The 22070-nt window shown below is 68.9% G+C and carries 16 protein-coding genes; 6 read left to right on the forward strand and 10 right to left on the reverse strand.

Annotated elements, in window-relative coordinates; genetic code table 11:
* Positions 1–43 precede the first annotated feature (43 nt).
* A complete protein-coding gene (locus D9601_RS01060; protein WP_232473767.1) occupies positions 44–376 on the reverse strand; it encodes a hypothetical protein in 333 nt (110 codons plus the stop codon).
* Positions 377–497: 121 nt separating this feature from the next.
* Between D9601_RS01060 and hrpB the strand changes: the two genes are divergently transcribed.
* Together hrpB and D9601_RS01070 are read left to right on the forward strand one after the other, a co-directional pair.
* Complete coding sequence (gene hrpB, locus D9601_RS01065) at positions 498–2939, forward strand: ATP-dependent helicase HrpB (protein WP_198352090.1); 2442 nt, start codon at positions 498–500, stop codon at positions 2937–2939.
* A gap of 128 nt (positions 2940–3067) precedes the next feature.
* Positions 3068–3349: an ETC complex I subunit gene (locus D9601_RS01070; RefSeq protein ID WP_198352091.1), complete on the forward strand. Its 282-nt coding sequence runs from the start codon at positions 3068–3070 to the stop codon at positions 3347–3349.
* 31 nt (positions 3350–3380) lie between these two features.
* On the opposite strand, the gene D9601_RS01075 is transcribed toward D9601_RS01070, so the two are convergent.
* The 7 genes from D9601_RS01075 to D9601_RS01105 all read right to left on the reverse strand — a co-directional run bounded on the left by D9601_RS01075 (position 3381) and on the right by D9601_RS01105 (position 9194).
* Positions 3381–4487, reverse strand: a complete 1107-nt coding sequence (locus D9601_RS01075) for a M48 family metallopeptidase (RefSeq protein ID WP_198352092.1) — start codon at positions 4485–4487, stop codon at positions 3381–3383.
* Positions 4471–5574 carry a YjgN family protein gene (locus D9601_RS01080; RefSeq protein WP_198352093.1) on the reverse strand — a complete coding sequence of 368 codons (1104 nt, stop codon included), beginning with the start codon at positions 5572–5574 and terminating at the stop codon, positions 4471–4473. Before D9601_RS01080 ends, D9601_RS01075 begins: the two co-directional genes overlap by 17 nt.
* Positions 5575–5646: 72 nt before the next feature.
* Positions 5647–6555, reverse strand: coding sequence for an alpha/beta fold hydrolase (locus tag D9601_RS01085; protein ID WP_198352094.1), 909 nt, complete (start codon positions 6553–6555; stop codon positions 5647–5649).
* Complete coding sequence (locus D9601_RS01090) at positions 6552–6761, reverse strand: helix-turn-helix transcriptional regulator (protein WP_198352095.1); 210 nt, start codon at positions 6759–6761, stop codon at positions 6552–6554. The genes D9601_RS01085 and D9601_RS01090 overlap by 4 nt, the downstream gene beginning before the upstream one ends.
* Positions 6758–7174: a hypothetical protein gene (locus tag D9601_RS01095; RefSeq protein WP_198352096.1), complete on the reverse strand. Its 417-nt coding sequence runs from the start codon at positions 7172–7174 to the stop codon at positions 6758–6760. The genes D9601_RS01090 and D9601_RS01095 overlap by 4 nt, the downstream gene beginning before the upstream one ends.
* Entirely contained in the window at positions 7171–7605 is a 435-nt protein-coding gene (locus D9601_RS01100; RefSeq protein WP_198352097.1) for a hypothetical protein, read from the reverse strand. The genes D9601_RS01095 and D9601_RS01100 overlap by 4 nt, the downstream gene beginning before the upstream one ends.
* Positions 7606–7673: 68 nt before the next feature.
* Positions 7674–9194: a glutamate ligase domain-containing protein gene (locus tag D9601_RS01105; RefSeq protein WP_198352098.1), complete on the reverse strand. Its 1521-nt coding sequence runs from the start codon at positions 9192–9194 to the stop codon at positions 7674–7676.
* Positions 9195–9245: 51 nt separating this feature from the next.
* On the opposite strand from D9601_RS01105, the gene D9601_RS01110 reads away from it, so the two are divergent.
* From D9601_RS01110 to D9601_RS01125, 4 genes are all read left to right on the forward strand, one after another.
* Positions 9246–10061 carry an LD-carboxypeptidase gene (locus tag D9601_RS01110; RefSeq protein WP_198352099.1) on the forward strand — a complete coding sequence of 272 codons (816 nt, stop codon included), beginning with the start codon at positions 9246–9248 and terminating at the stop codon, positions 10059–10061.
* A gap of 203 nt (positions 10062–10264) precedes the next feature.
* Positions 10265–12259 (forward strand): threonine--tRNA ligase, encoded by a 1995-nt coding sequence (thrS, locus tag D9601_RS01115; RefSeq protein ID WP_198352100.1) that lies wholly within the window; start codon positions 10265–10267, stop codon positions 12257–12259.
* A gap of 76 nt (positions 12260–12335) precedes the next feature.
* Positions 12336–12869: a translation initiation factor IF-3 gene (gene infC / locus D9601_RS01120; protein ID WP_115378678.1), complete on the forward strand. Its 534-nt coding sequence runs from the start codon at positions 12336–12338 to the stop codon at positions 12867–12869.
* 472 nt (positions 12870–13341) lie between these two features.
* Positions 13342–16164, forward strand: a complete 2823-nt coding sequence (locus D9601_RS01125) for a TonB-dependent receptor (RefSeq protein WP_198352101.1) — start codon at positions 13342–13344, stop codon at positions 16162–16164.
* 480 nt (positions 16165–16644) lie between these two features.
* Here the strand turns inward: D9601_RS01125 and D9601_RS01130 are convergent, their stop codons facing one another.
* Together D9601_RS01130 and mutS are read right to left on the reverse strand one after the other, a co-directional pair.
* Positions 16645–19389 carry a [protein-PII] uridylyltransferase gene (locus D9601_RS01130; RefSeq protein WP_198352102.1) on the reverse strand — a complete coding sequence of 915 codons (2745 nt, stop codon included), beginning with the start codon at positions 19387–19389 and terminating at the stop codon, positions 16645–16647.
* Positions 19390–19423: 34 nt separating this feature from the next.
* A complete protein-coding gene (gene mutS / locus D9601_RS01135; protein WP_198353324.1) occupies positions 19424–22003 on the reverse strand; it encodes a DNA mismatch repair protein MutS in 2580 nt (859 codons plus the stop codon).
* Positions 22004–22070: the final 67 nt, after the last annotated feature.

Below are 22070 nucleotides of genomic sequence, written 5' to 3' on the forward strand. Positions count from 1 at the left end.
CCCCGACCCGCTTACCACCGCCGGCCCGGGTGATGATAGGACGTCAGGACTTGCCGAACAGCCCGCCGAACATGCTGCCCAGACCGCCGGCGATCCCGCCGCCGTCGCCCTCGCTGACGCCGCCGCCGACCACGCGACCGATGTCCGCCAGCGCACCTTCGCCGCCGAGATGCTCCAGGATCTGGTGCAGCGCATCCTGCGGCAGGCCGGTCGAATCGGCGGCGCTGGCGACGGTGTCGCCGGGCTCGCCGTGCGCCGCGCCGAGCGCGCCGATCGCCTGCGTCACCTGCTCGGGCGACAGGCCGATCTTCTCCGCGAGATTGGTGATCGCCGGATTGCCCGCGACCTGCCCCAGGATGCCGTCCAACAGACCCATGATGCGTCTCCGAAACCGTTAGCGCGGGAGCTAACCACCGAAAGGCGTCGACCGAAAGCCCTTTCGCGCCGGTCGGCGCGCATTGTCGGCGCGCGACCTTTCGTGGCAAGGCGCCGCCATCGTGTCCGACCTGCCGATCCATGCCGTGCTGCCCGACCTGCTTGCCGCCCTGCGCCGCGCGAGCAACGCCGTGTTGGTCGCGCCACCCGGGGCGGGCAAGACCACCGCGGTCGCGCCGGCGCTGCTTGGCGAGGATTGGTGCACGGGCGAGGTGCTGCTGCTTTCGCCCCGCCGCCTCGCCGCGCGCGCCGCGGCCGAGCGGATGGCGGCGCTCGCCGGCGAGGCGGTCGGCGGCACGTTCGGTTATGCCACCCGCATGGACTCGCGCCGCTCCGCCGCGACGCGGGTGACGGTGGTGACGGAGGGGATTTTCGTCGCGCGCATCCAGGCCGATCCGGAACTCGCCGGTATCTCCGCCGTGCTGTTCGACGAGGTCCACGAACGCAGCCTCGACGGCGATTTCGGCCTCGCCCTGGCGCTCGACGCGCAGGGCGCACTGCGCCCCGATCTGCGCCTCGTCGCCATGTCGGCGACGCTCGACGGCAGCCGCTTCGCGACGCTGATGGGCGCCGACGGGCCGGCGGCGCCGATCATCGAGAGCGAGGGCCGCAGCTATCCGCTCACCCTCCGCCATCTCGGTCGCGACGCGACCGCGCGGATCGAGGACGGCATGGCCGCCGCGATCCGCCGCGCGCTGGCCGAGGAAAGCGGCGGCGTGCTAGCCTTCCTGCCCGGCGTCGGCGAGATCGACCGCGTCGAGGAACGGCTCGCCGACCTGCCGGAGTCGATCGCCGTCCACCAGTTGCACGGCAGCCTCGACCCCGCCGCGCAGCGTGCCGCCATTCGTCCCGAGCCGGACGGCCGTCGCAAGCTCGTCCTCGCCACCAGCATTGCCGAAACCAGCCTGACCCTCGACGGCATCAGCGTCGTCGTCGATTCCGGCCTCGCCCGCCGCCCCCGTTACGATCGCGCCGCGGGCATGACCCGCCTCGTCACCGAACGTGCCAGCCAGGCGGCGGTGACCCAGCGCGCCGGCCGCGCCGCACGCCAGGGGCCGGGCGTCGCCTACCGCTTGTGGGAGGAGGCGGCGACCGCCGGCCTGCCGCGCTTCGACCCGCCGGAGATCCTGGAGGCGGATTTGTCCGGCCTGGTCCTCGCCTGCGCCATCTGGGGGGTGGGCGACCCACGCGATCTTGCCTGGCTCGACCCGCCGCCCGAGGCCGCGGTGCAGGAAGCGCGCGCGCGTCTGCTCGGAATCGCGGCGATCGACGACAGCGGCCGTCCGACCGCGCACGGCCGCCGCATCGCCGCCATGCCGATGCCGCCGCGCCTCGCCCATATGCTGCTGCGCGCCGGCGAGCTGGGGCAGGGGCGTGTCGCTGCCGAGGTCGCGGTGCTGCTGTCCGAACGCGGGCTGGGCGGCACCGACCCCGACCTCGACTCCCGCCTGAAGCGTTGGCGTGCCGATCGCGGTCCCAAGGCCAAGGCCGCGCGCCAGCTCGCCGACCGCTGGGCCAAGCTCGCCGGCGGCGCGGCGGCGGCGGACGAGGGAGTCGAGGTGGCGATCGCACTCGCCTTTCCCGATCGCGTCGCGCGCCGCCGCGATGCGAGCGGCGAACATTGGGCGTCGGCAGGCGGTCGCGGCTTCCGCCTCGATCCCGCCAGCAATCTCGCCCGGGCCGAATGGCTGGCGGTGGCGGAGACGCAGGGCGCGGCCTCGGCGGCGCGCATCCTCGCCGCGGCGCCGATCACGCTGGCGACGATCGAGCGGCTGTTCGCCGACCGGATCGCGACCCATCGCGACGTGACCTTTGATCCCGCGACCGGCGGCGTCGTTACCAGCCGCGAACGGCGGCTCGGCGCGCTGCGCCTGTCGAGCGGCCCTGACCCCCATGCCGATCCCGAGGCGATCGCCGCCGCCCTGCTCGAGGCGGTGCGAACGCGCGGACTGGAGCTGCTGCCGTGGAGCGAGGGGGCCGCCGCGCTGCGCCGCCGTGCCGCTTATGCGGGCGTGCCGCTGGAAACGATGATGGCGGAACGGCTCGACGAATGGCTGCCGCCCTTGCTTGTCGGCCGCCGCCGGCTCGACGCGATTCCCCCTGGCGCGCTGACCGAGGCATTGCGCAATCTGATCGGCTGGACCGAGCTGCAGCGGCTCGACCGGCTCGCCCCGGCGGATTTTACCAGCCCCGCCGGCAGCACGCATGCGATCGATTACGCCGCGGAAGCCGGCCCGAAGGTCGAGCTGCGCGTCCAGGCGCTGTTCGGCCTTGCCGATCATCCCACCGTCGGCGAGGCGCGCGTGCCGTTGGTGCTCAGCCTGACCAGCCCCGCCGGCCGCCCGATCCAGACGACGCGCGACCTGCCCGGCTTCTGGCGCGGCAGCTGGGCCGCGGTGGCGAAGGAGATGCGCGGCCGCTACCCGAAGCACCCCTGGCCCGACGATCCCACCGCGGCCTCTGCGACGCTGCGCACCAAGAAGGCCGACGCGCGGCGGGGGTGAGGGGCTACCCTCCCTACCTTCGTCATCCCGGCCTTCGTCGGGATGATGACAATAGGGGGGAAGCACGCTCCCAACAAACCCCGCTTCCCCCGCTTCCCCGAAGCCCGCTCGCGCGTTAAGGAGCCATCATGCCCACCGCCCGCATCTTCCAGCGCCCTAAGAACGCGATGCAGTCCGGCAAGTACCGGACCAGCCAATGGCAGCTCGAATTCGAGCCGGCCGAAGCCAAGAAGCCCGATCCGTTGACCGGCTGGGCGGGCAGCGGCGACACGCGCGAACAGGTCCGCCTGTTCTTCCCGACGCAGGAGGCGGCGATCGCCTATTGCGAGGCGCAGGGCTTCGACTACGAACTGATCCCGGCGCCGCCGCGCACGCTGAAGCTGCAGGCCTACGCCGACAACTTCCGCTGATCGAGGCGCCGGCGGGTGCCGGCCGCTCCGATCAGAAACGCCAGTCGATCGTGTCGGTGTCGCCGCGGCAGATGCCTTTCAGCGCCTGCCACTCCGCCGCATCCAGCGCCGGCGTATAGGCCGTGCCCCTGACGATGCTGGCGCGGAAGCGGCGCGCCCGGTCCGCCGATACCGGATGCGTCGCGACATAGGCCATCATCCGTTCCGCCTTGCCGGTGCCGCCGCGCCCCAGCCGGTCGAAGAAGGCGGCGGTCGGCAGCGGCGACACCTTGGCGTCACGCAGTGCCGTGATCGCATAATCGTCCGCCTTGGCCTCCGCGTCGCGCGAATAGGCGGTGGCGAGCAGCGCGTTGGTATAATTGCCGACATGCCCCTCCAGCCCGCCGAGCAGCATCGACAGGCCGAATTGGCGCAGCAGGCTTTCCATCACGTCGCGGTGGCGGACATGGCCGATCTCATGCCCGATCACCCCCGCCACCTCGTCCGGGGAGGCGGCCGCCTGGAGCAGTCCGTCGAACACGACGATCCGGCCGCCGGGCAGCGTCACCGCATTCACCATCGGCAGCTTGACGACGTCGACTTCCAGCGTCGGGTCGTCCGGGTCGATGCGCGCCGCCAGCGTCGCCAGCGCCGCGCGCCCCGCCGTGTCGCGGCAGCCGCGCCGGCCGAAATCGCCGATCATCGCCTCGCCCAGCTGCCGCTCGACGTTCGCCGGCACCAGTCGCGCCAGCAAGGCCGGGGTGCGCAGCACGACCAGTACGGTGAGCACGGCGATCACCGCGAACACGCCGGCCGCACGCCACAGTCCCAGCCGTTCGACCCAGCCGCCGTAGCGGGTCGGGCGCGGCAGGCGTCGTTCCAGCGCTGCAGGCACCGGTGGCGTCAGGTCGATCCGCCAGCCGGGCCGGTCGCGCAGGCCATAGCTGACCCGGCCGGTATCGGCATGGCCGGGCACCAGCCGGGCAAGCGGCAGCGCCTCGCCGCGCACGCCGTCCTCGTCGAGCTGGAGATGATCGCCCGCCACCACCAGCCGCACCCGCCGGCGCAGTGCGGTCACGCCGTCATAATGCCAGGCCCAGGCGCCGTCCGCCTCGTCGGCGCCGTCCGCCGGCGCGTCCGCGTCAGAAGGCGCCGACATCGAACGCGTCCAGCAGGCCCTCGCCCTGGCCGGGCTCGCGTGTCTGCGACTGGGTCAATGCGTCGGTGGCGACGCTGCCATAGGCCGCCATGTGCCGCACGAAGAAGGCCCAGTTGCGATAGGGCACGAAGATGTAGCCGATCCCGAAGGTGAAAAAGATCAGCGCATAATTGCCGAGGAACAGCATCACCCAGTCGCGGGTCGTCGCCTCGAACCCGAAGCTGAGGTCGCCCAATGTCGTCGCCCCCACCGCCTCGCGGAAGAAGGCGGAGAAAAACGCCATGGCGATCAGCCCGAGCAGGCCGAAGAAGATGAGGTAAAAGGCCAGGCCGGCAAGGACGAAGGTGACGATCAACCCACCGGACGGCACTTGCCCAGGCCGGAACGCCTGCGTGCCGCCGACTCCGGCGACGATACCGATCAGCACACCCATTGCGGCGAACAGCACCACCGGTGCCAGATAGAAGAGCAGGAACCGCCCGAACACCGGCTGCCATCGCGCCGCGCTGTGGAAGCGCAGCGAGCCGAAGCTCATCGCATTCCAGCGCGTGTTCCACAGTTTCGCCATCGACCAGGGCGTCATCAGCCAGATCGTCAGCATCGCCACCAAGGATCGCCAGAAATAGCCGAGCCCATAGCCGACGCCTTGTTCGTCGCTGCCGCCGCGGATGCCATGCCACAAGGTCCGGCTGAGCCGGTAGCGCAGCGCGCGGAACCGCGCGACGCCGACCAGGAACAGCGCGGTCAGGTAGAGCAGCATGACGATCAGCCCGCCGGCACCGGGATGACCGCGCATCATCACGCCCTGCAGGATCAGGTTGATCAGGCCGAACGGCAGGGCGAAGAAGACGATCGCGAGCAGATAGCCGATGAACAGCTCGAGGCCCGTGCCGGTCCATTCCAGCCGGTCGTCGATGAAGATCGTGCGGCTCCACAGGTAGCGCCGCGTCCGCGCCTTGCCCCAGAAGCTGTAGATGCCGAGCGTGACGATCGTCAGCAGCAGATTGGTGAAGGCGATCGGCGCATACTGTTGCCAGCTGCCGGTGAAGCGGAACGCGCGCGTCCCGCCGTCGCGATATTCAGTCATGATAATCCCCCCGCCGCGCAGTCTGGCCGCGGCGGGGGGCTGGGGTCAATCAGGATCGGCGAAACCGCTGTCTCAGCGCAGGAAGTCGTCCAGCGCCTTGGCGAAGGCCTCCGGCTGGTCGAGCATGACGAAATGGGCGGCATCGCCGATCTCGACCACCGACAGCGTCGGCGTACCGGCATAGGCGCCCCGATAGAGGGCATCGACCTGCGCCTGCGGCAGCATTGCATTGTACGGCACGACCAGCGTCACCGGCGCACGGAGCTTGGGCAGGTCGGCGGTGAGGTCGGTGGTCAGATCCTCGTACATCGCCTGCGCGCCGACACGGGCGTCGGCCTGACCGACCCAGGCGGTCACCTTGGCGCGCGACTCGGGCTTCAGCGCCATCTGATTGGCCAGCGCCGCGGTCGCCGCCGGGTCGGCGGGCTTGCCGTATCGCGCCGCCATCGCCTCGCGCATCATCTTCGCGCGCGGCTCGATCATCGCCGGGGTCATCGTCGGGCCGAACAGCCGGCCGTAGAAGGGCAGCGAATCGACGATCATGATCCGGCCGACGTCGCCCGGATGGGCGAGGGCGAATTGCATCGCCAGCAGCCCGCCCATCGAATGGCCGACGACCGGCACGCCGGCGAGCTTCTGCGCCGCCAGATAGCCGTGCAGGTCGGCGACGACGCCCGCCAGGATGCCGGGTGACAGGTTCGCGCCCGGCGCGTCGCCCGCGAAGCCGTTGACCTGCACGGTGATGACGCGGTGGTGCGGCGCGAGCTGGGCGACGCTGGCGTCCCACACCGCCGCGGGGGAGGACAGGCCGGGGATCAGCAAGACGGGGCTGCCCGTGCCGGCCGAGCGGACGGAGATATGCGGCAGGTGGGTCGCCCCGCCGGCGGTCGCCGCGGTCTGGCCATGGCCGGCGGCGGGATGGAGCACGACGCCCAGTGTCAACAGCGACGCGGCGATGCGAAGCGGCAAGTGCGACATCATGATTCACTCTCCTTGGACGGGCTGACGAAGACGTTCTCGATGGCGAGGCCGAACAGTTCGGCGATCTTGAAGGCGAGGGGGAGCGAGGGGTCGTAGCGGCCGGTCTCGATCGCGTTGACGCTCTGGCGGCTGACCTCCAGCCGCTCGGCCAGATCCTGCTGCGACCACCCCCGCTCGGCGCGCAGCACGCGCAGGCGGTTGTTCATGGGTTGCTCCTGCGTTCGGCGGCGGCCACGATCAGGGCGGCGATGCCTTGGCAGGGAAACCAGGCGATCGGCGCCGCATACAGCGGCACGTGTGGCGCCTGGGCGAACATTTCGAGGAAGCCCCAGGCACTCGCCGCGCCCATGACGACCCCCGTGGCCATCAATGCTTTGCGCACCTCCAGCATCCGAACGTATTCGTCAGGCTCCTCGACCAGATAGCGGCCGTAGAACCAGAAGACGGCCGACAGCGGCACGGCGGGGACGATCGCCAGCAGCCAAAGCGGCGGCCCGCTGAGGTGCGGATAATGGATCGCGAACGGCAGCAGGACGAGGAGGCCCAGATACACGGCCATCGTCGGCAGCACGCGTCGCACGTAGGCGAGACCGGCGGATCGCTTGGGCTCGACGCTCATGCCGCGTCCCCCGTCGCGCGGTCGCGCAGGCCGGTGACGCACTGCCACAGGCCGAAACACGCGCACCACAAGGGGAAGGTCAGATAGGTCGGGAAATGCGCCACCGCGCCGCCGTTTTCCAGAAACCCCCAGACCGTGGTGATGGCGAGCATGATGCCGAGGCCGCCGACCATCGAGGCGACCAGCCGGCTGCGGATGAACTCGTCGCGCTCCTCGATCAGATAGGCGCCCATGACGAGGATCGCCGCGACGATCGGCAGCGCCGGCAGGACGGACAGCAGGACCAGCAGCGCGCCCGTTGGCTTCAGGTCGCGGTACAGCCAGGTGCAGGTGAACAGCACGACGACATAGGTGCCCATCGCCGGGAAGAACCGGCGCAGGTAGCGGCGCTGCGCGGGGTTCATCTTCTCGCCGCGCTTGATGGAAAACATCACGACCCTCCTTCGACTCGATGTGAAGGAGGCTTTACATGGAAAGCAGGCTTTACGTCAAGCGAGCTTTACGTTTTGGCGCGTAGACTTTCCAACATGTCGCGGGCGAGCAGGCTCAGCGTGTCGTCGCGCGCGCCCATCACCACGATCCGGTCGCCGGCCCTCGCCTCTGCCACCAGCATCGCGGCCGCTTCCGCGCGATCCGCGACGTGGCGGGCGTCGCGATCATAAGCGCGAAGATCGTCAACTATGTCGGCGCTGGTCACCTCGCGGGCGACGGTGCCGCCGAAATAGACCGGGTCGGGCAGCACCAGCAGGTCGTCCGGCGCCAGCCGCGCCGCCAGGCTTTCGACCAGCTCGCGCCGCATCACCTTGAGCGGCCCGTAGCCGTGCGGCTGGAACAGGATCAGCAACCGGCCGGGAAAGGCGTGCAGCGTGTCGAGCGTCGCGGCGATCTTGTCGGGGTTGTGACCGAAGTCGTCGATCACGGTGACGCCGGCGGCTTCGCCGACCTTTTCGAACCGGCGCTTCAGTCCGGTGAACCCCTCGATCACCCGCGCCGCTTCGTCCCCGGGTACACCCGCCGCCATCGCGGCCCCGATCGCGGCGAGCGCGTTGGCGACGTTGTGCCGCCCCGGTACCGCCAGCCGGATGCGGCGCCGCTCGTCACCCTCACCCTTCCGCTCCTCCGGCGCTCCCTCCCTCTCCCGGCGGGAGAGGGAAGAGGGCGCGAAGCGCCCGAAGGGTGACGGTGTCCGCACGACGAGGTCGAAGCCGATCGCAAACGGCTCGGGCGCCAGGGCCTCCGCCACGAGATCCGCCGTCCCCTCGACCGCGACGGTCAGCACATGATCCATTCCCGCGACCAGCGCCGCGGTCTCCGCATCGCCGACGTTCGCCACCACCCGCTCCGCCCGCCGCGCGAAATCGCCGAACAGCTGGCGCAGCTCGTCCAGCCCCTTGTGGTCGAGGCTGACGTTGTTGAGCACCGCGATGCTCGGCCGGTAGAAGGCGATCGACCCGTCGCTCTCGTCGACCTCGCTGACGAAGGCGTCGCCCCCCTCCTTGTCATAGGCGCCCACCAGCGCGCTGGCGAAGGGCGCGTCGGGCCTGGCGAAATTGGTCATCACCGCGCCGTTCATCACCGTCGGATCACGGCCGGTGGCGTGGAGGATCCAGCCGATCATGCCGGTGACCGTGGACTTGCCACTGGTCCCCGCGACGCCGATGCGCAGGTCGCTCGCGTTGAACAGCTCGCTCAGCAGTTGCGCCCGTGTCATCCGTGCGCAGCCCAGCCGCGTCGCCGCGACGATGTCGGCGACGCTGTCCTCCACCGCGGCGGAGGCGACGACGATCTGCTCCGCCGCCACCACGCCGCTGCCATCCTGCGGGAACAGCCGCACGCCCAGCGCCTCCAGCGCGGCGAATTTGGCCGGTACGCGCCCCTGGTCGAGCCCGCGGTCGGAGCCTTCGACGGTCGCGCCGCGCCCGGCCAGGATCGTCGCCAGCGGCATCATCCCCGATCCGCCGATGCCCACCAGGAAGAAGCGTTGGCCGCTGAGCGGTCCGTCGATGTTGCCGTTCGCCATCCCCCCGCGCTATCCGCACGGCTCGGCAGGGGCAAGAAGGCGCGGGAAGACATGCGGATCGGAGTGGTCGCCCCGGCGAGCGTCGGTAACCGGGAAGCGGAAGCCCCTGCGCTCGCCTTCGCCGCGCTCGCCTATCCGGAGGTCGACCTCGTCGTCCATCCGCAATGCTGGGAGCAGGACGGCCATTTCGCCGGCTCCGACACGCGCCGCGCCGATGCCTTTCTCGAATTCGCCAACGACCCCGGCTTCGACGCGATCTGGTTCCTGCGCGGCGGCTATGGCTCCAACCGCATCCTGCCGCTGGTGATGCCGCGGCTCGGGCCGGCGGCGCGGCACAAGAGCTATTGCGGCTATTCGGACATGGGCTTCCTGCTCGGCGCCCTCTACGCGCGGCGGATCGGCCGGCCGGTGCACGGGCCGATGGCGAGCGACATCCGGCGGCAGGGCGGCGACGCGACGATCGCGCGCTCGCTCGGCTGGCTGGCGCGCGGCGACCGCAGCGGCCTGGAACCGGGGCTCGACGGCCGTCCGGCGGCGGCGTTCAACCTGTCGATTCTGGGCGCGCTGATCGGGACGCCGTGGCTGCCCGACCTGACCGACCATGTCCTGCTGATCGAGGAAGTGTCGGAGCCGATGTACAATATCGACCGTCTGCTGTTCCACATGGGCCATGCGACCCAGCTGAAGGGGCTGGCCGGCGTCCGTCTCGGCGCGGTGACCGCGGTCACCCCCAACGAGCCCGAATGGAACGAGCCGATCGAGACGATGGTGCAGCGCTGGTGCGGCGACCTCGGCGTACCCTATCTCGGCCGCGCCGATATCGGTCATACGCAAAGCAACCGCCTCGTGCCGTTCGGGGTGGCGTAAATCCTCCCCGCGTGCGGGGAGGGGGACCAGCGCAGCTGGTGGAGGGGGCTGGCCACACGCGTGGCGCTGCGCGGAAGCCCCCTCCGTCAGCGCTGGCGCGCTGCCACCTCCCCGCGTGCGGGGAGGACTTTGGCGCGCGACTTGCCTATATACCCCGCACCGCTTTATTCGCGGCTCTTCCACCCAAAGACCGAAAGTTCATCATGTCCGCCATGTTCCGCATCACGCTGCCCGACGGTTCCGTCCGCGAGGTAGCGCCGGGGACTACCCCCGCGGACGTGGCCGCCGCGATCGGGCCGGGCCTCGCCAAGGCGGCGATCGCCGCGCGCATCGACGGGCAGGTACGCGACCTCAACCGGCCGTTCGAGGGCGACACCAACCTCGCGCTCGTCACCTTCAAGGACGAGGCGGACGCGCTTGAGCTCGTCCGTCACGACCTCGCGCACGTCATGGCGGAGGCGGTGCAGCACCTTTTCCCCGGCACGCAGATCACCTTCGGCCCGGCGACCGACGACGGCTTCTATTACGATTTCGCGCCCAAGGACCGGCCTTTCACCGAAGACGACCTCCCCGCGATCGAGGCGGAGATGCGCCGCATCATCGCGCAGAACGAGCCGTTCACGCGCGAGGTGTGGAGCCGCGAGCAGCTGATCGACACGTGGCGGAAGCAGGGCGAAACGTTCAAGGCCGAATGGGCCGCCGAACTACCCGAGGGCGAGGAGCTCACCATCTATCGCCAGGGCGCCTGGCTCGACATGTGCCGCGGGCCGCACATGCCGACGACGGGGCGGATCGACCCGCAGGCGTTCAAGCTGACGCGCGTGTCGGGCGCCTATTGGCGCGGCGACCAGAATAACGCGATGCTCAGCCGCATCTACGGCACCGGCTGGCTCAACAAGAAGCAGCTCGACGCGCACCTCTTCCGCCTGGAGGAAGCGGCGAAGCGAGACCATCGCAAGATCGGCGCGGAGATGGACCTGTTCCACCTCCAGTCGGAGGCGCAAGGGTCGGTCTTCTGGCACCCGAAGGGCTATATCCTGTGGCGCCAGCTCGAGGCCTATATGCGCCGCCGCCTCGACGCCGCCGATTATGCCGAGGTCAAGACGCCGCAGCTGATGGACGCCCGCCAGTGGGAACAGTCCGGCCACTGGGGCAAGTATCGCGAGAACATGTTCGTCGTCCCCGACGAAATCCCCAATACCGAAGAGGAGGGGCCGGTGCTGTCGGGCGAGGGCGACCTGATGGCGCTCAAGCCGATGAACTGCCCGGCGCACGTGCTGATCTTCAAACAGGGGATCAAGAGCTACCGCGACCTGCCGATCCGGATGGCGGAGTTCGGTTGCTGCCACCGCAACGAGCCGCACGGCGCGCTGCACGGCATCATGCGCGTCCGCCAGTTCACGCAGGACGATGCGCACATCTTCGTGCGCGAGGATCAGTTGGTCGAGGAGGTGCGCAAATTCTGCGAGCTGCTCGACAGCGTCTACCGCGACCTCGGCTTCGAGGATTATGCGGTCAAGCTGGCGCTCCGTCCCGAGAAGCGCTTCGGCGATGACGCGATGTGGGACAAGTCCGAACAGGAATTGCGCGACGCGGTGCTCGCCTCCGACCTGCCCGACTCGATCAAGGCGAAGTTCGAGGAACTGCCCGGCGAGGGCGCCTTCTACGCGCCGAAGCTCGAATTCCACCTGACCGATGCGATCGGCCGCACCTGGCAGGTCGGCACGATCCAGTCCGATCGCGTGCTGCCCGAGCGACTCGATGCCAGCTATGTCGGCGAGGACGGCAACCGCCACCGCCCGGTGATGCTGCACCGCGCGATCCTCGGCACCTTCGAACGGTTCATCGGCATCCTGATCGAGCATCACGCCGGCCGATTCCCGTTGTGGCTCTCCCCGGTGCAGGCGGTGGTCGCGACGATCGTGTCGGACGCCGATGGCTATGCCGGCGCGGTGGCGGCGAAGCTGCGCGCCGCCGGCATCCGCGTCGAGACCGACCTGCGCAACGAGAAGATCAACTACAAGGTCCGCGAACATTCGGTCGCCAAGGTCCCCAATCTGCTCGTCGTCGGCAAGCGCGAGGCGGAGGAGGGCAAGGTCGCGATCCGTCGCCTCGGCAGCCAGGCGCAACAGATCATGACGGTCGACGAGGCGATCGCGATGCTCGCTGAGGAAGCCACTCCGCCCGATCTGCGTTGACGACCTTCCAGACGGGCCACGGTTACCCTATATTCAAGGGGCAATTGCCACAGGAGAAATACCCATACGTCCTCCCATGATGCGCCGGCCGATGCAGGCGCCACCGATGAACGGCCCTCGGTTCAACGAGTGGATTCAAAGCCCGAAGGTTCGCGTGATCGACCATGAGGGCGAGAATCTCGGCGTGATGTACACGCGCGAGGCGATGGCCGCCGCGCAGGAAGTCGGGCTCGACCTGGTCGAGGTGTCGCCCAACGCCGATCCGCCCGTCGCCAAGTTCCTCGACGTGGGCAAATACAAGTACGAGGCGCAGAAGAAGGCGAACCTCGCCCGCAAGTCGCAGAAGACGCAGGAGATCAAGGAGATCAAAATGCGTCCGAACATCGACGACCACGATTACGACACCAAGATGAAGAAGGTCGTCGAGTTCATCGAGGAGGGCGACAAGGTCAAGGTGACGATGCGCTTCCGTGGTCGTGAGCTCAGCCATGGCCAGCTCGGCATGAACGTGCTCCAGCGCGTCGCCGAACAGGTCGCCGAAGTCGCCAAGGTCGAAGCCTATCCGCGCATGGAAGGCCGCCAGATGCTGATGGTGCTCGCGCCCAAGTGATCCCGACCCCTCTTCCAGCGGGAGAGGGGCGCATCGGTCCATCACCGTAACCCCGGCGAAAGCTGGGGTTTCTTTTTGTCGGGCATCGCCACCGACCGTGAGGTCGAATCGCGACCCAGGTGCGTCCTGGCGCGGTGACGCAGGGCAGGGGGCACGCGGGTGTCGAACGGCGATCGGGCCGAAGGCATCGGGTCGATCGGTCACGCGTCGGCCCGATGACGCCGACCGGACATACCGTCCCTGCACCGGCGCAGTTGGCCGCCTGACACCCGTTCTGTCCTTTTTCGCGCAACTTTTGAACAACGGGTTCGCAATCCGGCCTCGGAGTGTTGCGCTTTGGCGACACCTGTTTCGAAAATCGGGTTTGGCACGCCCGTGTGCGATAAAACGGGTGGACGCGCCGGCTGCAGCGACCCTAGCCTCTCTCCAAACCCGGATATGAAAAATACCGGGGCAACAGGAGAGGATGCCCATGCGCCTGACCGCGTATCTGCTTTCGGCCGCCACCATCGCACTCGCCACCCCCGCGGTCGCGCAGGACATGCAGCAGCAGCCGACCGACGCCCCGACCACCCAGGGCCAGGCACAGACCAGCACGTCCGCCACTGCCAACGGCTCGGTCGACGCCGGCCAGACGCCACCCGCCGGCCAGGAGGCGACCAACGCCGGCGATATCGTCATCACCGCCACGCGCCGTGCCGAGCGGCTGTCCAACGTGCCGATCGCCGTGTCCGCGGTCAGCACCGAATCGCTGCAGAATTCCGGCGCCACCGATATCCGCCAGCTAACCCAGCTGACCCCGTCGCTGCTCGTCTCGTCGACCGGTTCGGAAGCCAATGCCTCGGCCCGCATCCGCGGCATCGGCACCGTCGGCGACAATCCCGGTCTCGAAAGCTCGGTTGCGGTGTTCATCGACGGCGTCTACCGCAGCCGCACCGGCTCGGGCCTCAACGATCTGGGCGAGGTCGACCGTATCGAGGTGCTGCGCGGCCCGCAGGGGACGCTGTCCGGCCGCAACGCCTCGGCCGGCACGATCAACATCATCACCAAGGCGCCGTCCTATACGTTCGGCGGTTATGCCGAGGGCACCTACGGCAATTACAATGCCGTCCGCCTTGCCGGCGCGATCACCGGGCCGATCATCAAGGACATGCTCGCCTTCCGCGTCGACGGCGTCTACAACAAGCGCGACGGCTTCTATCGCGACGTCGTCAACAATACCGACTACAACAACCGCAACCGCTTCTTCGTGCGCGGGCAGTTGCTGTTCGAGCCGACCTCCGACATCTCGCTGCGCCTGATCGGCGACTATACTTGGCGCGACGAGAAATGCTGCGGCGCGGTCTATGTCGACCTGCGCGAGAAGCTCGACCCGACGCCCGGCGTGCCCGGCGATTACACGATCAACCCGGCCGGCAACCGCATCGTCCAGGTGATGCAATCGCTCGGCGCCGTCTTCCCGAGTGCGGGGGACCCCTACAACCGCCAGATCGCCAACACGCTCGGCCGCGCCTATAGCAACGTCACCAAGGATTACGGCGGGTCGGCGCAGCTCGACTGGAATCTCGGCGGCGCCGGTCTGACCTCGATCACCGCCTATCGCGAATATAAGTCCGGCGGCGCCGGCGACATCGACTATGGCAATCTCGACATCGGCTATCGCCCGAACGACGGCAACGCCTTCCGCCAATTCCACACCTTCACGCAGGAACTGCGTCTCAACGGCGAGGCGTTCGGCGGCAAGCTCGACTGGTTGATCGGCGGCTATTACGCCAAAGAAAATTTGCTCGTCGCCGACAACCTCAAGTTCGGCACGCAGTACGGCGCCTTCGCCGCCTGCCGCATCGTCGCGACGATCAATCCCGCCGCTGCGCTGCGCAATCCGGCGGCGACGGGCTGTCTGTCGGCCACCGGCCGCGCCGTGCTGTCGGGTCAGGTGCCCGGCACGACCCCGGCCTTCGGTGCCCTAACGCCGACGATCCTCGCCGGCATCGATCGATTGTCGACCGTCAACAACGTCGGCGACGTCAACTCGCGCTATTATCAGGACAGCGAGAATTACGCCTTCTTCACGCACAACATCTTCAAGCTGACGGACAAGCTGTCGATCACCGCCGGCCTGCGCTACACGCATGAACGCAAGAACTTCAACGCGACGTTCAACAACAACAACACGATCTGCCCGGCGCAGCAGGCGGCGCTCAGCCCGCTGCTGGCGAGCACCGCGGTGCCGGATGCGCTGAAGCCGCTGATCGGCGGCATCGTGACGCTGACCTGCACCGGCAATTCGACCTCGTCGATCAACGCGCTGACCCCGTCGGATCGCCTGAGCGAAGGCGAATTCACCGGCACCGGCGTGATCTCGTACAAGCCGATCAACGACCTTTTGGTCTATGCCTCCTATTCACGCGGCTACAAGGCGGGCGGCTACAATCTCGACCGGTCGGACTTCAACTCCAACGTCTTCTCGCCGCCGACCAATGCCAGCGCCAGCCGGCTGCGCTTCGATCCGGAGACGGTCAACGCCTATGAAGTCGGCCTGAAGTACACCAGCCGCCAGTTCACCTTCAACGCCGCCGCCTTCCGCCAGGAGTTCAAGAACTTCCAGCTCAACACCTTCAACGGCACCAACTACATCGTCCAGAACATCACCTCGTGCGGCACCAGCCTCAACGGTGCGGATCAGGACGGCAGTTCGACCACCGGCGCCTGCACCGGCAAGACCGGCTATGGCGTGCTCAGCCAGGGCTTCGAGCTGGAAGCGGGCCTGTATCCGGCCAAGGACCTGTCCTTCGCGCTCGGCTACACCATGGCCGACACCCACTTCCGCCACAATCTGGTCGGCAGTGAGTCGGGCGAGGCGCTCGATGCCCAGCTGTTCCTGCTGCCGGGCAGCCAGCTGTCCAACGCGCCGCGCCATGTCGTCACCTCGTCGATGACCTTTACGCCGGAACTCGGCGGCTCGGGTCTGACCGGCCTGTTCTACGTCGACGGTCGCCTGACCTCCGACTACAACACTGGTTCGGACCTGTTCTACGAGAAGCGGCAGGACGGCTTCTTCCTGCTCAACGCCCGCGTCGGCATTCGCGGACCGGGCCAGCGCTGGGCGCTGGAGTTCTGGGGCCAGAACCTGACCAACACCCGCTACGAGCAGGTCGCGTTCAACGCGCCGTTCCAGGGTGCGGGCAGCCTCGCCTCGACGATCAAGCTCGGCACCTCGCCGTCGAACCAGATCTTCACCTCGTTCCTCGCCGAACCGCGCACCTATGGCGTGACGGCCCGCATCCGCTTCTAACCCGTTCGTCGCGGAGGAGGACGGCGGCGCAGCGATGCGCCGCCGTTTTCATTTCTGCTGTCCTACAAGCCCGTCGGGGTGCACGGTGATCGCGCGCTCTTTCTCACGGTTGATTCGCCTTCCGCATCCGTGCCGCACAGGAAGTGAAGATGGCGCGTTCAGGCGTCAATTCTGTCAAGACTCGCCGTTCGATGCACGGCCTTAGGACCGATCGACATTCAGCATCGCGGGCTTTGGAACGCCCAGCCGTCATTCCCGCGCAGGCGGGAATCCAGACGCGCGGGGGCTGCTTGTAGCGCCGTGACGTCAGGGGTTCTGGATCCCCGCCCACGCGGGGATGACGAACCATGGCCTGCCATGCCGAATGGCGATCGGCTCTAGGACGAGCGCGCCTCGCTTACGCTGCCGTCGTATTGCTCCGTGGTTTGATCGCGTGCCTACCAGACGTAGTGCGACCTTTGAGACTTTTCGCGTCAGCCGCTACGCCGCCACTTCCGCCGTTTCCCCCGCCGCTGCGGCCAGCAACCGCTTTTCCAGCGCCCGCAGCCGCGCCGGCGCGACGATCCGGTCGCCGGTCAGGTCGGTGACGTAGAAGGTGTCGACCGCGCGCTCGCCGTAGGTCGCGACATGCGCCGAATGCAGCGTGACCTTCGACTGGACCAGCGCATGGGCGAGCTGGTTGAGCAGTGCCGGCCGGTCGCGCGCATTGACCTCGACGACGGTGAAGCGGTTCGAGGCGTGATTGTCGATCAGCACGTTGGGGTTGATGTCGAAGGCGTCCGCGCGGGTCCGCGCCGCCGGCTTGGCGACCAGCCGGTCGACCAGCTTGCCGCGGTTGGCGAGCGCGTCCTCGATTGCCGTCCTGATCCGTGCCAGCTGCCCGGGATCGTCGAACGGCCGGCCCAGCGGATCCTGGATCAGGAAGTTGTCGATCGCCATTCCGTCGCGCGTCGTGTGGATGCGCGCATCGATGATGTTGCCGCCCGCGACGTGGATCGCCCCCGCGATCCGGTAGAACAGGCCGGGATGGTCCGCGGCATAGATCGTCACCAGGGTCGCGCCCCGCTCGGCATAGACCTGCGCGTCGATCGCCAGTTGCGTGTCGCCGACGCTGCCGATGAAGCGGGCGTTGTGGAGCAGCACGTCCTCCGGCTCGGCGATCCAATAGGCTTCCGGGAAGCGCCGCACGAATCGCTCGAAGCGCGCCGCGTCCCAGCCCAATGTGTCGCGCAGCGCCGCCTGCTTGGCGACGATCCGCTCGCCGCGGCCGCGCTGTTTGTGGCCGAGGCGCAGGACCTCCTCGGCCTGTTCGTACAGATCGCCGAGCAGCTGCCGCTTCCAGCCGTTCCACGTGCCAGGCCCGACCGCGCGGATGTCGACGACGGTCAGGCACAGCAGCAGACGCAACCGCTCCGCGCTCTGCACCACCGCGCAGAAATCGAGGATCGTCTTGAAGTCGGCGAGGTCGCGCTTGAACGCGGTCGCGGACATCAGCAGGTGAAAGCGCACCAGCCAGGCGACCGTCTCCGTCTCCGCCGGGGTCAGGCCGAAGCGCGGACACAGCCGCTCGGCGACCTCCGCACCCAGGATCGAATGATCGCCGCCGCGCCCCTTGGCGATGTCATGCAGCAGGACGGCGACGTAGAGGACGCGCCGCGACACGATCTGCTTGATGATCGCCGAGGCGATCGGATGGTCGTCCTTCAGCAGACCACGGTCGATGCGGCTGAGCAGGCCGATCGCGCGGATCGTGTGCTCGTCGACCGTGTAATGGTGGTACATGTCGAACTGCATCTGCGCGGCGACGCGGCCGAAATCGGGCACGAAGCGGCCGAACACCCCGGCTTCGTTCATCCAGCGCAGCACCAGTTCGGGATCGCGCGGGCTGGTCAGTACGTCGAGGAACAGGGCGTTCGCCCGCGGATCGCGGCGATGCTCGTCGATCAGCTTGGCGTCGCGCGTCGCGGCGCGCCAGGCGAGCGGATGGATCTCGACGCCGTGCAGGTCGGCGAGCTGGAACATCTCGATCAGCCGCACCGGGTCCTTGCGGAAGAAGTCGTCGTCCGGGATCGCCAGCCGTCCGCGGTCGAGCACGAAGCCGTGCAGCTTGCGCGGCCGGCGCCGGATCGTCGGCAGCCCGAACCGCCGCCCGCGCGCCGCGAACCGCTCGTCGAGGTGGGTCAGGAACAGCCCGGTCAGCGTGCCGACGGTGCGCGCCTGCAGGAAGTAATATTGCATGAACCGTTCGACCGCCGGCTTCCCCGGCCGGTCGGAAAAGCGCATCCGCGCCGCGATCTCGCGCTGCACGTCGAAGGTCAGCCGGTCCTCCGCCCGTTTGGTGATGCTGTGCAAATGGCAGCGCACCGCCTGCAGAAAGTTATCGGCGCGGTGGAACAGGCGGTATTCGTCGTGGGTCAGCAGCCCGACCCCGACCAGGTCTTTGCCCTGCTGGACGTTGTAGACGTATTTGCCGATCCAGAAGAGCGCGTGCAGATCGCGCAGGCCGCCCTTGCCCTCCTTGACGTTGGGCTCGACGACATAGCGGGTGTCGCCCATCTTGCGGTGACGGGCGTCGCGCTCGGCCAGTTTGTCGGCGATGAAGGCGCGTTCGGTGCCATGCTGCACCTCGGCGCGGAAACGGCGCGACGCCTCTTCGTACAGCAACGTGTCGCCGGTGACGTAGCGGCCTTCGAGCAGCGCGGTGCGGATCGTCCCGTCCGCCTTCGCCTGACGCACCATCTCATCGATGCTGCGGCTGGAATGGCCGACCTTGAGGCCCAGGTCCCACAGCGCATAGAGCATCGATTCGATGACCTGCTCCGCCCAGGGCGTCTGTTTGCCCGGCGTCAGGAAGCCGATGTCGACGTCCGAATAGGGTGCCATCTCGCCACGGCCGTAGCCGCCCACCGCGATCAGCGTCAGCCGCTCGCCGCTGGTCGGATTGTGCAGCGGGTGGAGACGCTGCGTGGCGAGATCGAACAGCAGGCGCAGCAATTGGTCGACCAGATAGGCCTGAGCATGCGACGCCTCCAGCCCGCGCGACGGATGGGCGAGCAGTCGCCGCTCGACCTCGGCACGCCCCTCGACAAGCGCGCGCTTGAGCAGGACGGCGACTTGGTTGCGCAGCGGCGTCCCGTCCGCGTCGAGCGCGGCGATGGTTTCGGCAAGCAGGCGCCGGTCGATGATCGCGCGGCGGTTGGGCAGATGGTCGAAGCGGCCGGACATGCGCGGGGTCATAGCCGCTTCGGGGTTAACGCCGCTATCCCTCGCGCGCCAAGGCCTTCAGCCGGTAGAGCGTGTCGAGCGCCTCGCGCGGGGTCAGCGCGTCGATGTCGAGCGCCTCCACCTCGGCGCGGATCGCGTCGCACGTCTCCTCCTCGACCTGGGCGGCGGCGGCGAAAAGCGGCAAATCGTCGAGACCCGCGGCAAGGCCGCCGGTCTTGGCACGGCCCGCTTCCAGCTTGGCGAGCACCGCCTTGGCACGCGCCACCGTCGCCGGCGGCATGCCGGCGAGCCGCGCCACCGCCAGGCCGTAGCTGCGATCCGCCGGCCCGTCGGCGAGTTCGTGGAGCAGCACCAGCTCGCCCTTCCACTCGCGGGCGCGGACATGATGCAGCGACAGCGCGTCGCAGCGTTCCGCCAGCCGGGTCAGCTCGTGATAATGGGTCGCGAACAGGCAGCGGCAGCGATTGTCCTCGTGGATCGCCTCGACTACCGCCCAGGCGATGGCGAGCCCGTCATAGGTCGAGGTGCCGCGCCCGACCTCGTCGAGGATGACGAAGCTGCGCGGCGTCGCCTGCGCCAGGATCGCCGCGGTTTCGACCATCTCGACCATGAAGGTCGAGCGGCCGCGCGCGAGATTGTCCGACGCGCCGACCCGGCTGAACAGGCGGTCGACCAGACCGAGCGTCGCCTTGGTTGCCGGCACGAACCCGCCCGCCTGGGCAAGCACCGCGATCAGTGCATTCTGGCGCAGGAAGGTCGACTTGCCGCCCATGTTCGGCCCGGTGACGAGCCACAGGCGCGACCGTTCGCCCAGCACGCAATCGTTGGCGACGAACCGATCACCCGCGCGGGCCAGCGCCGCCTCGACGACCGGGTGGCGGCCGCCGGTTACCTCGAAACAGGCGTGGTCGACCAAGGTCGGGCGGCTCCACCCACCCTCAACCGCACGCTCCGCCAGGCCGGCGGCGACGTCGATCCGGGCTAGCGCGTCGGCGGTGGCGGCGATCGCCTCGCGGGTCGCCAGTGCGGCGGCGGTCAGTTCCTCGAGGTGCGCCGCTTCCGCCGCCAGGGCATGGGCGCCGGCCTGCGACACCTTGGCCGCGACCTCGTGCAGCGCCGGCGTGTTGAAGCGGACGACGCCGGCCAGCGTCTGGCGATGGGTATAGCCGCTGTCCGGCTTCATCAGCGCGTCCGCCGACCGGGCGGGCACCTCGACGTGATAGCCCAGCACATTGTTGTGGCGGACCTTGAGCGTGGCGATACCGGTCGCGGCCTTCATCTCCGCCTCCAGCGCGGCGATCGCCCGTCGTCCACCGGCGCCGGCGTCGCGCAGGTCGTCCAGCGCGACGTCGTAGCCGGCGGCGATATAGCCGCCGTCGCCGGCGTCGATCGGCGGCGAAGGGACCAGGGCGCGCTTGAGCAGGTCGATCAGCTGGCCATGGCCGCGCAGCTGCGGCGCGAGCCGGGCGAGCAACGTCAGCGGCGCCTCGATCTGCCCCAGCCGCTCGCCGAGCTGCCACGCACCGTCCAGCCCGTCGCGCAATTGGCCGAGATCGCGCGGGGATCCCCGGCCTGCCGCCAGCCGCCCGAGTGCGCGGCCGATGTCGGGCAAGGCGCGCAACGTCGTGCGGACCTGCTCGCGCAAGGCGGGCTGGTCGTGGAAGAACTGGACGAGATCGAGCCGCGCCTCGATCGTCGCGCGATCCATCAGCGGCGCACCGAGATCGCCGGCCAGCGCGCGGGCGCCGGCGCCGGTGACGGTGCGGTCGATCGCGTCGAGCAGCGATCCCTTGCGCTGGCCGCCCGTGGTGCAGGTCAGCTCCAGGCTCTCGCGGGTCGCGGCGTCGATCGCCATCGTTGCCGCCGCGCTGGCGAGCACCGGCGGGCGCAGGAAGGGCAGGGCGCCCTTGGCGGTATGTTCGAGATAGGCGACGAGGCCGCCCGCCGCGGCCAGCGCCGCGCGACCGAACTGGCCGAAGCCGTCGAGCGTCGCGACACCGAAGAGCGCCTTCAGCCGCGCCTCCGCCGCGCCGCTGTCGAACGTCTGCCTGGGGCGCAGGCTGGTCGCCGCGGCGGCGTGGTCGCTGGTCTCGGCGGCAACCACTTCCGCCGCGCCGAGCCGGGCGAGTTCGGCACCCAGGGATTCGGCCGGGCAGTCGATCACCTCGAACCGGCCGGTCGATACGTCGGCCGCCGCCAGCGCGACCGCGCCACCCGCCTCGCCGATCGCGACACACCAATTGTCGGCGCGCGCGTCGAGCAGCGCCTCCTCGGTCAGCGTGCCGGCGGTGACGAAGCGGACGATGGCACGATTGACCAACGCCTTCGACCCGCGCGCTTTTCGCGCCGCTTCCGGGCTCTCGGTCTGTTCGGCGATGGCGACGCGGTGGCCGGCCTTGATGAGGCGCTGGAGGTAGGCGGTGGCGGCGTGGACGGGCACGCCGCACATCGGCACCTTCTCGCCGCCATGTTCGCCGCGCGAGGTCAGCGCGATGTCGAGCACGCCGGCGGCGACGCGCGCGTCGTCAAAGAACAATTCGAAGAAATCGCCCATGCGGTAGAACAGCAGGCAGTCCTCGGCCTCGGCCTTCAGGCTGAGATATTGCGCCATCATCGGGGTGGGTGCGGTCATCGTGCGGGGGTGCTGTTCATCGTTCGATCGGGCGCTCGGCGCGGGCCTG

It is taken from the genome of Sphingomonas sp. MA1305, assembly GCF_016107325.1.
In the GTDB taxonomy this organism is placed as follows: domain Bacteria; phylum Pseudomonadota; class Alphaproteobacteria; order Sphingomonadales; family Sphingomonadaceae; genus Sphingomonas.